The following is a 13,300-nucleotide window of genomic DNA, read 5'->3' as shown; positions in this document are numbered from 1 at the left end:
CTCACTGCACATGTCCTGTGAAAGCATGTTCAACGAACCACAGGAACCCATCCATGAATCGTCTTGTTTCCCTGACTCGCCGCCCGCTGGTGCTGGCGGTGGCACTTGCCGTATCGAGCATCGCGCAGGCGCAGAACGCAACCCCGGCAACCGTTACGCCCGGCGCGGTTGCCGCCACGCATTTCCGTATTGCGGCCGGTCCGCTTGGCGACACGCTGGTCGAGATCGCGCGCCGCAGCCATACCGCGATCTCCGTCGATCCGGCATTGGTACAGGGCTTGCGGGCGCCGGCCATCGAAGGCGAGCTGACGGTGGAGCAGGCCGTGCAGCGCGCGCTGGCAGGTCATTCTCTGGAACTCGTGCGCACGCAGAACGGCACCCTGACCGTGGTGCGGCGCAACGATGGCGACGCCGCGCGCGAGACGGGCGCCTTGCCGGCGGTGAAGGTCAGCGCCGTGCAGGCAGGCGCGCTCGATGCGCCGGTCAATGCCGGTGCGCTCGGCAGCCGCAGCATGCTGGAGACGCCGTTCTCGGGCATCGTTGTCAGCAATGCCGAATTGCAGGACCGGCAGGTCGCCAAGCTCGGCGACGTATTCGCCACCGATGCCTCGGTATCCGACAACAGCGGTGCCTACGGCGCGTGGACCAGCTACCTGACGGTGCGCGGCCTGGCGCTCGACTGGCAGAATTCCTATCGCATCGACGGCAAGCCTTTCCTGAGTTACGTCATCACGCTGCCGTACGAGCATCTGGAACAGGTCGATCTGCTCAAAGGATCGTCGGGCTTCATGTACGGCTTCGGCTCGCCGGGTGGCATGGTCAACTATGTGACGAAGAAGCCGACCGAACAGAACCTGCGCAGTGTCGATATCGGCTATTCGACCAAGGGCTTGATCAGCGAGCATGTTGACCTCGGCGGCCGACTGGGCGAGGGCGGGCGCTTCGGTTACCGTCTGAACGCCAGCCATGAGGAAGGCAAGACCTTCAACAACGGTTCGCTCAAGCGTAACTCGCTGTCGCTGGCGCTGGATGCGCGCCTTACCGATCGCCTGACCTGGGACTTCCAGTCGCTGGTGCAGGACCGCGACGCGAAAGGGCAGGAGCCGACCATCTATACGGGCCTGATGGGCAACCGCTTGCCGTCCGTGGTGCGCAACAACGACCGCACGCTGGTCGGTGGCGGCACCTTTGCCGACAATGCCTTCCGCTTTTACTCGACCGGCCTGCAATATGCGCTGGCGCCCGACTGGAAGCTCAGCGCCAGCTACAGCCACAGCGCGACGCGCACGCGCCGCAACGAGTCCGTGCTCTACCTGAGCGACAGCTTGGGCAACTACGACGACTACCACTCCGATTATGCCGAGGCCTACCAGTTCAACCAGGTGCAGGCCATGCTGGAAGGAAAGTTCGCGACCGGCAGCGTGCAGCATCAGGTCGTATTCGGCGCTTCTTCGCAGGTGCAGAAGAACGACTACAGTTCCAACGGCTTCTTCGGTCTGGTCGGCACCGGCAACCTGCGCGAGCAGAACGTCAACCGCTACGACGGTCCGGGCAGCCTGGATCTGTATCGCGCCGGCCGCATCACGCAGAAGGCGCTGTTTGCCAGCGACACCATCGCCTTCTCCGAACAACTCTCGCTGCTGGCCGGCCTGCGTTATACCGATTATCGCCAGGTCAGCTACGGCGTTGACGGCACGCCGGGCCAGCCCTACGAGAAGGACGGCGTGCTGACACCGACCGTGGCGCTCATGTTCCGCTTCGATCCGCGCACCATGGCCTATGCCAGCTATATCGAATCATTGGAGCCGGGCTCATCGGTTGGCGTGGCCTACCGCAACAACGGCGAGTTGCTCGATCCGCTGAAGAGCCGGCAGTACGAGGTCGGCATCAAGACCGAGCGTACCGACTGGAGCGCGACGGCTGCCTTGTTCCGCATCGAGAAGAAGGCCGAATACGCGAATGCCGACAACTATCTGGTGCAGGATGGACAGTCGGTCTATCAGGGCCTCGAACTCGGTTCGACCGTGCAGCTCGGGCACGGCGTGCAGGTGGGCGGCAGCCTGATGCTGCTCGATTCCGAGTACAGACAGGGCTTCGCCTTCAACGGCAATCGCGTGGCCGGCGCGCCGGAAACCATCGTCGCGGCGCAGCTCGCCTGGGAAGTGCCGCAGGTGCCAGGCTTGCGTCTGCACGCGAATGCCAAATATACGGGGCCGACCATGCTGCGTCCGGCCAACGATGTGGAGGTATCCGGCTACACGCTGTTCAACCTCGGTGCGAGCTACGACACGCGCATCAAGGGTTACGAAACCACCTTCCGTCTGGCGCTCAACAACGTGACCGACAAGCGCTACTGGATGTTCCAGTACTCCGACTACGTGAAGACCGGCGACCCGCGTTCGCTGAGTATCAATGCGTCGCTGAAATTCTAGAAAAGGAGACGGTCCTTAGCCGGTCGGATCGATGCCGGCCGGCAATGACGTTTGCGTAAAAACCACACGCGATAAGGGAGCAGGACAAAACCGTTGCGGTGAAGATGCCGGGCCTGCAGACTGTCGAGGATCACTTTTTTAGCATCAGCCAGCTACCAGACGAGGCAGCCAGCCGTGCGGAACATTCTGCCGGCCTGTGCTGCCTTTTTGTTTTTCCGTCCACCTGGACGCCGGCAAATGTCTCCGCTCCTCATCGTTCATTTTCAGGAGTTCATTTGCCATGATGTCGTTGCATACATTTCATTCCCGATCACCCTTGCAACTGGCCTTGCGCCAGGCATTCTTCGCCGGCGCGGGCGCAACGCTCGTCCTGTTGGCGGGGCAGGCACAGGCCCAGCAATCGGAACAGGACGCGGTGCTGCCGTCGGTCCAGGTCGTTGGTGAGCAGGAGACGGCGACCGGGCCGGTCGCAGGCTACCGCGCTTCGCGTTCGGCCACTGCCACCAAGACCGATACGCCACTGGCCGAAACGCCGCAGTCTGTCACCGTGGTGACACGCGACCAGATCATCGATCAGGGCGCGACCAATCTGCAGGATGCGCTCAACTATGCAGCGGGCGTACGCTCCGATGCCTATGGTCTGGATTCGCGCACCGACTCCGTGCTGGTGCGCGGGTCTGAGCCAAGCACGTTCATCGACGGCCTGCGCCAGACCAATGGTTACTACACGAGTGCGGCGCGGCCTGATCCATACACACTCGAGCGCATCGAAGTGCTGCGCGGACCGTCTGCCATGATGTACGGGCAGGGCAGCACCGCCGGCGTGCTCAATCTGGTTTCCAAGCGGCCGCTCGATACCTTTCAGGGCGAGGTCGGCGTGCAGATCGGCAATTTCGGTCGCAAGCAGTTGCAGGCCGACGTGACCGGGCCGCTGACCGAGGATGGACAGTGGCTGTACCGCGTGGTGGCGGTGGCGCGCGACTCGGACACACAGGTTGATTACGTCAGCGACGACCGTTACCTGCTGGCACCTTCGCTGACGTGGAAGCCGAACGGCACCACCACGCTGACGTTGCAGGCGTCGCACCAGCGCGATCGCACGGGTTCGACTTCGCAGTTCCTGCCGTGGGCTGGCATGCTGACGCCGAACGTGAACGGGCAGATTCCTGCCAGTCGCTTCATCGGCGAGCCGACCGACCGTTACGACACGGACCGCACCTCGGTCGGCTACCTGCTCGAGCACAGGTTCAACGATCAATGGACGGCGCGCCAGAACGTGCGTTACACGGTCAATGATGTCGATTACTTCTCGCACTATGCCAATTCATTCAGCATCGATCCGACGACCGGGCAGCCCGGCGGCTGGACACTCGACCCGATCAATCAGCGCGTGATCGGGCGCATCGCACATGGCAGCATTTCCAAGACCAGGATCGCGACGCTGGACCAGCATCTGCAAGGAAAACTGCAGACCGGCGGCGTCAAGCATACGTTGCTGGCCGGACTGGACTATACGCATTACCAGCTCGATTCGGCCTCGGGCGGTGGCGGTGACACGATCGACGTCTTCAATCCGGTTTATGGCAATCCGGTGCCGCTGACGCTGGCTGATCAGCCGCGCAACAAGCAGCGCCAGACCGGCGTCTATCTGCAGGATCAGATGAAGATTGGCGACAAGTGGATCGTGGTGGCCGGCCTGCGCCACGATCGCGTCACCAATGCGTCGGCCGGCAGCGACGATGAGAAAAGCAGCGCCACCACCGGCCGCCTGGGCCTGATGTACTTGCTCGACAATGGCTGGTCGCCGTACGTGAGCTACAGCGAATCGTTCACGCCGCAGGCCGGTCTCGATTTCTACGGGCAGCGCTACAAGCCGGTAGAAGGCGAACAGATCGAAGCAGGCGTCAAGTACATGCCGGCCGATGGCAAGAGCCAGTTCACGGCTGCCGTGTGGCGCATCAAGGAAAAGAATCAGTTGACCGAAGACCCGGGTAATCCGCTCAATCAGATTCAGGCGGGCGAGACCGAGAACCGCGGCGTCGAACTCGAATGGAAGGCAAGCCTGACGCCGAGCTTCGACGCGCTTGCGCATTACAACTACATCGAACTCGACGACCAGTTGTCGGGCATTCCGCAGCATCAGGCAGCGGTCTGGGGCAAGTGGCGTTTCAGTGTGGGTAATGTGGAAGGGCTGTCGCTCGGCGCCGGCGTCCGCTACATGAGTTCGTTCCGTGACGGTACTGCGCCGCGCACGCCGTCGGTAACGCTGCTCGACATGATGCTGGCGTGGGACAACGGTCCGTGGCGTTATGCGCTCAACATCAACAACCTGACCGATAAGCTCTACAACTCGACCTGCCTGTCGCGCGGCGACTGCTGGTATGGCACGCGCCGTACCGCGGTGGCGACCGCTACCTATCGCTTCTGATGAAGTGAAACGAGCAGTAAAGCCGCTTCAGTCCAACCGCAAGTCGGCCGGCAATGCGTCCGGCTTGCGGTTCATCTGCCAGCCGTACCAGAGGCTTTGCGCGATGCGCTGTGCCATCGTGTAGGCGCGCTGACCCATGGCCTGGTTCGGTTGTTCGCCGGTGGTTTCGAGGAATAGTGCGAGCCAGCGTCTGAACAAATCCTCATCGAGATGGGGCAGCGCGGCATGCTTCTGCATCGGCGTGCCGCTGTAGGCACCGCTGCCGCGCAGGATGGAGGACCAGAACGTGGTCAGTGTCGCAAGGTGTTCGTCCCAGTCGTGCACGCGGCTGTTGAAGATGGGTCCGAGCAGATCGTCCTTGCGGACCTTGGCGTAAAACGCATGAACCAGGGTGCGGACTTCGTCGTCGGTGCAGAGGGCGGGATCGGGCATGGCTGTCATCCAAAGGAAAAAACCTGCCGCTGCATCATGAAAAGGCGGCGACAGGTCTCCATCTTAACGCCGTCCGCGCGATGGCGGCAGCGGTGTGAATTACAGGCCGAGTTCGGACAGGCCCGGATGGTCGTCGGGACGGCGGCCCAGCGGCCAGCGGAACTTGCGGTCGCCTTCCTTGATCGGCAGGTCGTTGATGCTGGCGTGGCGCACCTTCATCAGGCCGTCTTCGCCGAATTCCCAGTTCTCGTTGCCGTAGGAGCGGAACCAGTTGCCGGCGTCGTCGTGCCATTCGTAGGCGTAGCGCACGGCGATGCGGTTGTCGGTGAAGGCCCACAGTTCCTTGATCAGGCGGTAGTCGAGTTCCTTGGCCCATTTGCGCTCGAGGAAGGCTTGCGCTTCCTCGCGGTTCTTGACGAACTCGGCACGGTTGCGCCACCTGGTGTCGGTGCTGTAGGCGAGGGCGACCTTGGAGGCGTCGCGGCCGTTCCAGCCGTCTTCGGCCAGGCGAATTTTCTGGATGGCGGTCTCGCGCGTGAAGGGCGGCAGCGGCGGGCGGACGTTCGGATTTGCAGACATCGATATCTCCTGGAAGAACAACGGATTGAACAACAAAGAAAAAATTTCGGAATGAAGCGGCGACGCATTCACTCCCGGAGCAGCTTGCGCGCCAGCTTCTGCGCCTCGCGCGCAGCTTCCTTCTTCTCCAGCACCAGCGCCACGGTGATGGCGCCGTCGATCAGGATCAGGAATTCGGATGCCAGCTCGTCGGGATCGTCGGCACCGTATTCCTCGGCCAGCTGGCGCAGGTAGGTGTGCAGCTTGACCTTGTGTTCCTTGGCGACTTCGCGGATCGGGTCGCCGGGATCGCCGATCTCGCCGGCGGCGTTGATGAAGGCGCAGCCGCGGAAGTCCGGTGTGAAAAACCATTGCTCGAGTGCATCAAAAGTCGCGAGCAGGCGGCCGGCCGGCGTGTCGGCCTTGCCGCTGGCGGCAATGAACCAGTCCATCCAGCGCACGTCGCGCTTGGCCAGCGCGTCGGCCACCAGTTCGTCCTTGTCGCGGTAGTAGCGGTAGATGGTTTTTCTTGCAACGCCCGATTCCTTGACTATCCTGTCCATGCCGGTGGCGGCAATACCGCCGGCGTAAATCAGCCGCTCGGTTGCCGCGAGCAGCTTCTTCTGTGTTTCTGTGAGTTCGGAAGCATCGTCCATGAATGCATGGTAGAACGATCGTTCTACCATGGTCAAGCGGTTTTTTGTCTTGCGCTGCGGGATATGTCGCGGTTGTGTTGGGCTGTGTTGTAAACCGGCAAGGCGAATACGGTTTAGTTGATATAGCTCAAAAGTTGTTTCGCTGGTTGGAGGACCATACGCTCAACTGCTGTCGATGCATGAGGCAATTTGTCCGTGGGCGAATTGTCCTTGGGTGATTTGCCATATCGACAGACTTTCAAGACTGATCGACTATCAACACATGAAGCAAGCTGCGGCCAGGTTATCCCCACTGCATCTTTCAGACGGAAGAAGCGCGGGGAGCGTTTTGCAGACGGCAGGCTCGCTGCTGTGGATTCCGCAAGCGGCATTGCTGGCCTGGAGCCTGCAGTCGCTGACCGACGGTGGCGGCATGCGGTCGGTGGTGCTGCCTGCGCTGGCGGTATTCATGCTCGGTGTGTTGCGTGCGGTGTGCGAGATGGCGGGAACGCGGTTGACGTTCAAGCGCGCACGCGCCCACCTGTCGAAAATCAGGGCGGTGCTGGCCGATTCGCTGGCGATGCGCTCTCCGCTCGATCCGCAGCGTCCGGCCTCGGGGCTGGCCGCCAGCGCCATGGCCGAACAGGCCGAGGCGATCCTGCCTTATCTGGCACGCTATCAGCCGGCCCGCATGCGCGCCACGCTGGTGCCCTTGTTCATCCTTTCGGCGGTGTTCTCGGTTTCGTGGCTGGCCGGCCTGATCCTGCTGGTGGCCGCACCGCTGATCCCGATCTTCATGGCGCTGGTGGGCTGGCGCGCCAAGGCGGCCAGCGAGGCACAGATGAGCGAGATCGGCGGCATGAACGGTTTTCTGCTCGATCGTCTGCGCGGTCTGACCACGATCCGCTCCTTGCAGGCGGTCGATCTCACTGCGAATCGCCTGCAGTCCGCCGCGCATGCCCTGCGTCGCCGCACGATGGCGGTGCTGCGGATCGCTTTTCTGTCGTCCGCCGTGCTCGAGCTGTTTGCCGCTCTGGGCGTGGCGATGGTGGCGGTCTATATCGGTTTCCATCTGCTCGGACAACTAAACTTCGGCGCCTGGAGCGGCAAGCTGTCGTTGGGGCAGGGGCTGTTCGTGCTGCTGCTGGCGCCGTCCTTTTTCGAGCCGTTGCGCGAACTGTCGGCGGTGTGGCATGACCGCGCCGCCGGCGAGGCGGCGCTCGAACAGATCGAACGCCTGACCCGGCAGGGCATGCCGCTGCCGGAAGCCGGCCTGCATGCAGTGGGCCAGACATCTGCGCGTCACGATGCGATGCGCGCACCGACCATCGCGGTGCGCAATCTCCATTTTTCCTATCCGGACAGCGGACATGCCGTCTTTGCGGGACTGAATCTGCACATCGAGCGCGGCGAGCATGTCGCCATCGTCGCGCCCAGCGGTGCCGGCAAATCGACCCTGCTGTCGCTGATGGCCGGCATGGCGTCGCCGCAGCAGGGCGACATCGTGATCGGCGATTGCCGTCTGCAGGCCGACACCGCAGCTGCATTGCGCGCGCGCATGGCATGGATAGGACAGAAGCCGCATGTATTTGCCGGTTCGGTGCGCAGCAACGTCACGCTGGGGCGCGCCGGCATGGACAGCGGCGATGTCGAACTGGCCTTGCGTCTGGCCGCGCTGCACAAGGTGCGGCAGGCACAGGCGGGCGTGATGCTGGCCGAGATGGGCGGTGGCCTGTCGGGCGGCGAGGCAGTGCGGCTGGCACTGGCACGCGCGGCTGCGCATCCGCATGCCGACATCCTGTTGGTTGACGAACCGACCGCTCATCTCGATCGCGACACCGCAGAGGAGGTGATGCGGGCCTTGCTGCATCTGGCGCAGGGGCGGACCATGGCGGTCGCCACGCATGACATGGCCCTGGTGCAACGCCTCGACCGCTCGATCGTGCTGGGCGAACGTGAAAAGGTGCGGGCATGAGAGGCATGAAGCTGTCGGCCGTCAACGAATTGCGTGCCGTGATCCACCTGTTCGCAGCAGAACACCGTCAGCGTGCATGGCTGGGCGCCGGCGTGGCGGCCCTGACCGTGCTGTCGGGCATGGCGCTGCTCGGACTGTCCGGCTGGTTCATCACGGCGACCGCGATCGCCGGCCTGAATGTCGCGCTGGCCTTTGCCTTCGACGTCTTCATGCCGTCGGCCGGCATCCGCCTGCTGGCGATGGGGCGCACCGGGCTGCGCTATGCGGAACGCCTGATCACGCACGACACGACGCTGGCAGTGCTGGCCGATCTGCGCGTGCGTCTGTTCCGCGGCTGGGCCGGACCCGAGGCTGCGCGCCGCCTGCTGGCGCGGCCGGCGCAACTGCTGTTTCGCCTCACGGCCGATATCGATGCGCTGGATTCCGTCTATCTGCGGGTCATGGTGCCGATGTTCGCCGCCACCATGGCGGCACTGGCGACCGGTATTGCGCTGGCCTTCATCGATGCGTGGCTGGGGCTGAGCGTCGGTCTCTGGCTGCTGGGTAGCGGACTCGGCATCGCGCTGGCCGTGGCATGGCGTGCGCGCGATATCGCACGGCGCCGTTATCACATGCTGGAAGCGCTGCGTGCGCGCAGCATCGACCTGGTTGCGGGCCAGACCGAACTGTTGATGCATGGCCGCCTTTCCGCGCAGAGCGACAAACTGCAAAAGGCCGATGCACGCATGGCCGAGGCAGACGATGCGCTCAATCATCTGGAGTCGCTGTCCGGCATGGCCTATGCAATCGCCGGTGTCGCCATGCTGTGCGGCACCTTGCTGTGGACCGCGGCGCTGGTCGAGCAGGGCGTCATCGGCACGCCGGTGGCGGCACTGGCACTGCTGTTGGTACTGACGGCAACCGAACCTTTTTCTGCCCTGCGGCGCGGCGCGCTGGAATGGGGACGCACGCTGCTAGCCGCAAGACGGCTGGCCGAACGGGTGCAGGAGTCCGAGTGCGCGGTGGCTGCCGGTGCCTTCTCGTCCAATACCTTCGCTGTCCGTCTCGACGCCATTGCAGGCGACCCGGCAGGTGCGGCCGCGACCGGACTCCCTTATCTGCATGACTTGTCGCTGCACATCCGTCATGGCGAGCGGGTGGCACTGATCGGCCATAGCGGCGCCGGCAAATCCACCCTGATGGCAATCGTGGCCGGCGAACTGCCGGTGCAGGAGGGCATGGTCGCGGTTGCGGCACATACCTTGCTCACGCAACGCACCGAACTGTTCCAGGACAGCGTGCGCGACAACCTGCTGCTGGCCGCGCCGCAGGCCGATGACGCCACGCTGTGGGGCGCGCTGCGTCAGGCCGGGCTGGCCGACACGATCGCGGCGACGCCTGGCGGACTCGATACGCGGTTGGGCGAGGGTGGATTGGGTCTTTCCGGCGGACAGGCGCGCCGCCTCGCACTGGCACGCGCGTTCCTGCGCGAAGTGCCGTTGTGGCTGCTCGACGAACCGACCGAGGGACTCGATCACGTCACGGCCGGCGATGTACTGGCACGACTGCGGCATGCGCTCGATCTGGAGCAGCGCGCAGGCCGGGCACGGGCCATTCTGATCGCCACCCACGTGCGGCGCGAGGCGATGCTGGCCGATCGCATCGTGCAGATGCGCAAAGGGGTGATCGTGGCCGATACGCGTCGCGGCGAGGCGTTGTTCGATGCCTTGCTCGATACCTTGCGCGCGGACTGAAGGACAGATGATTTTATGAAGTTGCAGAAATCTTGAATGGCTGTGTGAAGAGTTTCTAGGGTTTTAAGGGTTTTTAAAAAGAGGACGTCATGGATCTCGATATTGTTTCACTATCACGACTACAGTTTGCCGCGACGGCGCTGTATCACTTTCTGTTCGTACCGCTGACGATCGGCCTGTCGATCGTGCTGGCGATCATGGAAACCGTCTATGTCATGACGGGCCGTGTGATCTGGCGCGACATGACCAAGTTCTGGGGCACGCTGTTCGGCATCAACTTCGCCATGGGCGTGGCGACCGGCATCGTCATGGAATTCCAGTTCGGCATGAACTGGAGCTACTACAGCCACTACGTCGGCGACGTGTTCGGCGCGCCGCTGGCGATCGAGGGCCTGATGGCCTTCTTTCTCGAAGCCACCTTCGTCGGCCTGTTCTTCTTCGGCTGGGACAAGCTGTCCAAGGTCGGCCACCTGATCACCACCTGGGCGGTGGCGCTGGGTTCCAACCTGTCGGCACTGTGGATCCTGATCGCCAACGGCTGGATGCAGAACCCGGTCGGCGCCGCGCTGAACCCGGACACCATGCGCATGGAAGTCACCGATTTCGCCGCCGTGCTGACCAACCCGGTGGCGCAGGCCAAGTTCGTGCACACGGTATCGGCCGGCTACGTGACGGCCGCCATCTTCGTGCTCGGCGTGTCGGCCTGGTATGTGCTGAAGGGCCGTCATCTGGCGATCGCCAAGCGCTCGATGACGGTGGCCGCCTCGTTCGGCCTGGCCGCTGCGCTGTCGGTGGTAGTGCTCGGCGACGAAAGCGGTTACCTGTCCACCGAACACCAGAAGATGAAGCTGGCCGCCATCGAAGGCATGTGGGATACCCAGAACGCGCCGGCGGACTTCACCCTGATCGGTTTTCCCGACCAGGAGGCGCGCGAGAACCATTTCGCGATCCACATTCCATGGGTCATGGGCCTGATCGGCACGCGTTCGCTGGATACCTCGATTCCCGGCATCATCGAACTGGTCGAGCGCGCGGAGGGCCGCATCTCGAACGGCCTGAAAGCCTACGATGCACTGCAGAAGATTCGCGAGAACGGCGGCATGAAGAACATCACGCCTGAACTGCGCAGCGCGTTCGAGGAGAACGGCGGCGATCTTGGCTATGCCTTGCTGCTGCGCCGCTACGTTGACGATCCGCGCCAGGCTACGCCCGAACAGATCCGCCAGGCCGCGCAGGATACCGTGCCGCAGGTGTGGCCGCTGTTCTGGAGCTTCCGCGTGATGGTCGCCATCGGCCTGTTCATGATCCTGCTGACCGGCGTGTTCTTCGTGCTGTCGGCGCGCCGCGCGCTGGATCGCCATCGCTGGCTGCTGAAGGTGGCGGTGTGGTCGATCCCGCTGCCGTGGATCGCGGCCGAGGCAGGCTGGATCGTGGCCGAGTTCGGCCGTCAGCCGTGGGTCATCGAGGGTGTGCTGCCGACGGCGGTAGCAGTGTCCAACCTCGGCATCACGACGCTCCTGATCTCGCTGGGCGGCTTCATCCTGATCTACACCGTGCTGCTGATCGTGGAGATGAAGCTGATGCTCAAGGCCATCCGCAAGGGGCCGCTGGTCGAGCATGCGCCTGACGAAGGCGTCAATGTCCGCGCCAACCAACCTTCCGCACCAACCGAAACCGTGGAGCTAGCATGATTCTGCATACCCTTATCGACTACGACGTCCTGCGCCTGATCTGGTGGCTGCTGCTAGGCGTCCTGCTGGTCGGCTTCGCCGTCACCGACGGCTTCGACCTCGGCACCAACATCCTGCTGCCGTTCGCCGGCAAGACCGACGTCGAGCGCCGTGTCGTCATCAACGCGGTCGGCCCGGTGTGGGAAGGCAACCAGGTGTGGCTGATCCTCGGCGGCGGCGCCATCTTCGCCGCCTGGCCGCAGCTGTACGCGGTCTCGTTCTCGGGCTTCTACCTGGCGATGTTCGCGATCCTGTTCGCACTGATCGTGCGCCCGGTGGCGTTCAAGTTCCGCAGCAAGCGCGAGGATGCGGGCTGGCGCAAGGCGTGGGACATCGCGCTGTTCGTGTCCGGCTTCATCCCGGCGCTGATCTTCGGCGTGGCGATGGGCAACGTGCTGCAGGGCGTGCCGTTCCGTTTCGACGGCGCGATGCACATCTTCTACGAAGGCAGCTTCTTCGGCCTGCTCAACCCGTTCGCGCTGCTGTGCGGCCTGGTGTCGCTGGCGATGCTGGTCATGCATGGCGCGACCTGGCTGCAGCTGAAGACCGAAGGTCCGGTGGCCGATCGTGCGCGCCGTTTCGGCGGCTTCGCGGCGCTGGCGACGCTGGTGCTGTACGCGCTGGCGGGCGTGCTGCTGTGGCTGTACGTTGACGGTTATCGCATCAGCAGCGTGGTCGATGCAACGGGCCCGTCGAACCCGCTGCTGAAGACGGCCGAGACGCAGTCCGGCATCTGGTTCGCCAACTACCAAGCGCATCCGTGGACGCTGCTGGCGCCGGTGCTCGGCCTGGCCGGCGCCGCGCTGGCCTGGATCGGCCTGCTGGCGCGCCGCGAAATCCTGGCGCTGCTGGCCAGTACCGTCAGCATCGCCGGCATCGTACTGAGCGTGGGCGCCTCGATGTTCCCGTTCATCCTGCCGTCCTCGCTCGATCCGCGCGCCAGCCTAACGGTATGGGATTCGTCGTCGAGCCACCTGACGCTGTTCATCATGCTGGTGGTGACCGCGATCTTCATGCCGCTGATCCTGGCCTATACCAGCTGGGTCTATAAGGTGCTGTGGGGCAAGGTCGATGAAAAGGCGATCCGCGAGGAAAGCGGTCACGCCTACTGATCCGTCTGTCGATTCACGCGGCCGCCATCGCCGGCGGCCGGTTTTAGAAAAGGAAAATCGTATGTGGTATTTCGCCTGGATACTCGGCCTGCCGCTGGCAGCCGCCTTCGCCGTCCTCAACGCCATGTGGTACGAACTGATGGACGACGAGGCGATTCGCCGCGAGAAGATGGACCGCGCCTGATCGGCGTGCTGCATCGTTATATGTTGCATCGTGTTGTCTGTAACCGAAGGACAATGAGGCGATCCCTCATTTCCTTCCGTA

At 63.5% G+C, this 13,300-nt stretch carries 10 protein-coding genes; 7 read left to right on the top strand and 3 right to left on the bottom strand.

The window, feature by feature from the left end; translation table 11 throughout:
- Nucleotides 1-53: 53 nt before the first annotated feature.
- Both IEV38_RS04960 and IEV38_RS04955 read left to right on the top strand, forming a co-directional pair.
- Nucleotides 54-2,432, top strand: coding sequence for a TonB-dependent siderophore receptor (locus IEV38_RS04960; RefSeq protein WP_188395068.1), 2,379 nt, complete (start codon nt 54-56; stop codon nt 2,430-2,432).
- Between the two features lie 283 nt (nt 2,433-2,715).
- Entirely contained in the window at nt 2,716-4,860 is a 2,145-nt protein-coding gene (locus IEV38_RS04955; protein ID WP_188395444.1) for a TonB-dependent siderophore receptor, read from the top strand.
- Between the two features lie 27 nt (nt 4,861-4,887).
- On the opposite strand, the gene IEV38_RS04950 is transcribed toward IEV38_RS04955, so the two are convergent.
- The 3 genes from IEV38_RS04950 to IEV38_RS04940 form a co-directional block, all read right to left on the bottom strand.
- Nucleotides 4,888-5,292, bottom strand: coding sequence for a group III truncated hemoglobin (locus IEV38_RS04950; RefSeq protein WP_188395067.1), 405 nt, complete (start codon nt 5,290-5,292; stop codon nt 4,888-4,890).
- A 99-nt stretch (nt 5,293-5,391) separates the two neighbouring features.
- The gene (locus IEV38_RS04945) at nt 5,392-5,871 is read right to left on the bottom strand and encodes a nuclear transport factor 2 family protein (protein WP_188395066.1); all 480 of its coding nucleotides are present in this window, start codon (nt 5,869-5,871) and stop codon (nt 5,392-5,394) included.
- 68 nt (nt 5,872-5,939) lie between these two features.
- Nucleotides 5,940-6,506, bottom strand: coding sequence for a TetR/AcrR family transcriptional regulator (locus IEV38_RS04940; RefSeq protein ID WP_188395065.1), 567 nt, complete (start codon nt 6,504-6,506; stop codon nt 5,940-5,942).
- A 262-nt stretch (nt 6,507-6,768) separates the two neighbouring features.
- Between IEV38_RS04940 and cydD the strand changes: the two genes are divergently transcribed.
- The 5 genes from cydD (at nt 6,769) to cydX (ending at nt 13,219) form a co-directional block, all read left to right on the top strand.
- Nucleotides 6,769-8,460 (top strand): thiol reductant ABC exporter subunit CydD, encoded by a 1,692-nt coding sequence (cydD, locus tag IEV38_RS04935; protein ID WP_188395064.1) that lies wholly within the window; start codon nt 6,769-6,771, stop codon nt 8,458-8,460.
- A gap of 5 nt (nt 8,461-8,465) precedes the next feature.
- Nucleotides 8,466-10,193, top strand: coding sequence for an amino acid ABC transporter ATP-binding/permease protein (locus IEV38_RS04930; protein ID WP_188395443.1), 1,728 nt, complete (start codon nt 8,466-8,468; stop codon nt 10,191-10,193).
- An 89-nt stretch (nt 10,194-10,282) separates the two neighbouring features.
- A complete protein-coding gene (locus tag IEV38_RS04925; protein ID WP_188395063.1) occupies nt 10,283-11,884 on the top strand; it encodes a cytochrome ubiquinol oxidase subunit I in 1,602 nt (533 codons plus the stop codon).
- Nucleotides 11,881-13,035 (top strand): cytochrome d ubiquinol oxidase subunit II, encoded by a 1,155-nt coding sequence (gene cydB / locus IEV38_RS04920; RefSeq protein WP_188395062.1) that lies wholly within the window; start codon nt 11,881-11,883, stop codon nt 13,033-13,035. Before IEV38_RS04925 ends, cydB begins: the two co-directional genes overlap by 4 nt.
- Nucleotides 13,036-13,096: 61 nt before the next feature.
- Entirely contained in the window at nt 13,097-13,219 is a 123-nt protein-coding gene (gene cydX / locus IEV38_RS04915; protein WP_188379722.1) for a cytochrome bd-I oxidase subunit CydX, read from the top strand.
- Nucleotides 13,220-13,300 lie beyond the last annotated feature (81 nt).

Source organism: Oxalicibacterium flavum (assembly GCF_014635065.1).
Taxonomy (GTDB): domain Bacteria; phylum Pseudomonadota; class Gammaproteobacteria; order Burkholderiales; family Burkholderiaceae_D; genus Oxalicibacterium; species Oxalicibacterium flavum.
The sequence above is the reverse complement of the archived record's forward strand: the minus strand, read 5'-3'. Positions and strand labels throughout refer to the sequence as shown.

Coding starts and splice junctions, on each gene's coding strand:
- cydB (WP_188395062.1), top strand. CDS start 11,881: ATGATTCTGCATACCCTTATCGACTACGACGTCCTGCGCCTGATCTGG.
- cydX (WP_188379722.1), top strand. CDS start 13,097: ATGTGGTATTTCGCCTGGATACTCGGCCTGCCGCTGGCAGCCGCCTTC.
- IEV38_RS04930 (WP_188395443.1), top strand. CDS start 8,466: ATGAAGCTGTCGGCCGTCAACGAATTGCGTGCCGTGATCCACCTGTTC.
- IEV38_RS04955 (WP_188395444.1), top strand. CDS start 2,716: ATGTCGTTGCATACATTTCATTCCCGATCACCCTTGCAACTGGCCTTG.
- IEV38_RS04925 (WP_188395063.1), top strand. CDS start 10,283: ATGGATCTCGATATTGTTTCACTATCACGACTACAGTTTGCCGCGACG.
- IEV38_RS04950 (WP_188395067.1), bottom strand. CDS start 5,292: ATGCCCGATCCCGCCCTCTGCACCGACGACGAAGTCCGCACCCTGGTT.
- IEV38_RS04960 (WP_188395068.1), top strand. CDS start 54: ATGAATCGTCTTGTTTCCCTGACTCGCCGCCCGCTGGTGCTGGCGGTG.
- cydD (WP_188395064.1), top strand. CDS start 6,769: ATGAAGCAAGCTGCGGCCAGGTTATCCCCACTGCATCTTTCAGACGGA.
- IEV38_RS04940 (WP_188395065.1), bottom strand. CDS start 6,506: ATGGACGATGCTTCCGAACTCACAGAAACACAGAAGAAGCTGCTCGCG.
- IEV38_RS04945 (WP_188395066.1), bottom strand. CDS start 5,871: ATGTCTGCAAATCCGAACGTCCGCCCGCCGCTGCCGCCCTTCACGCGC.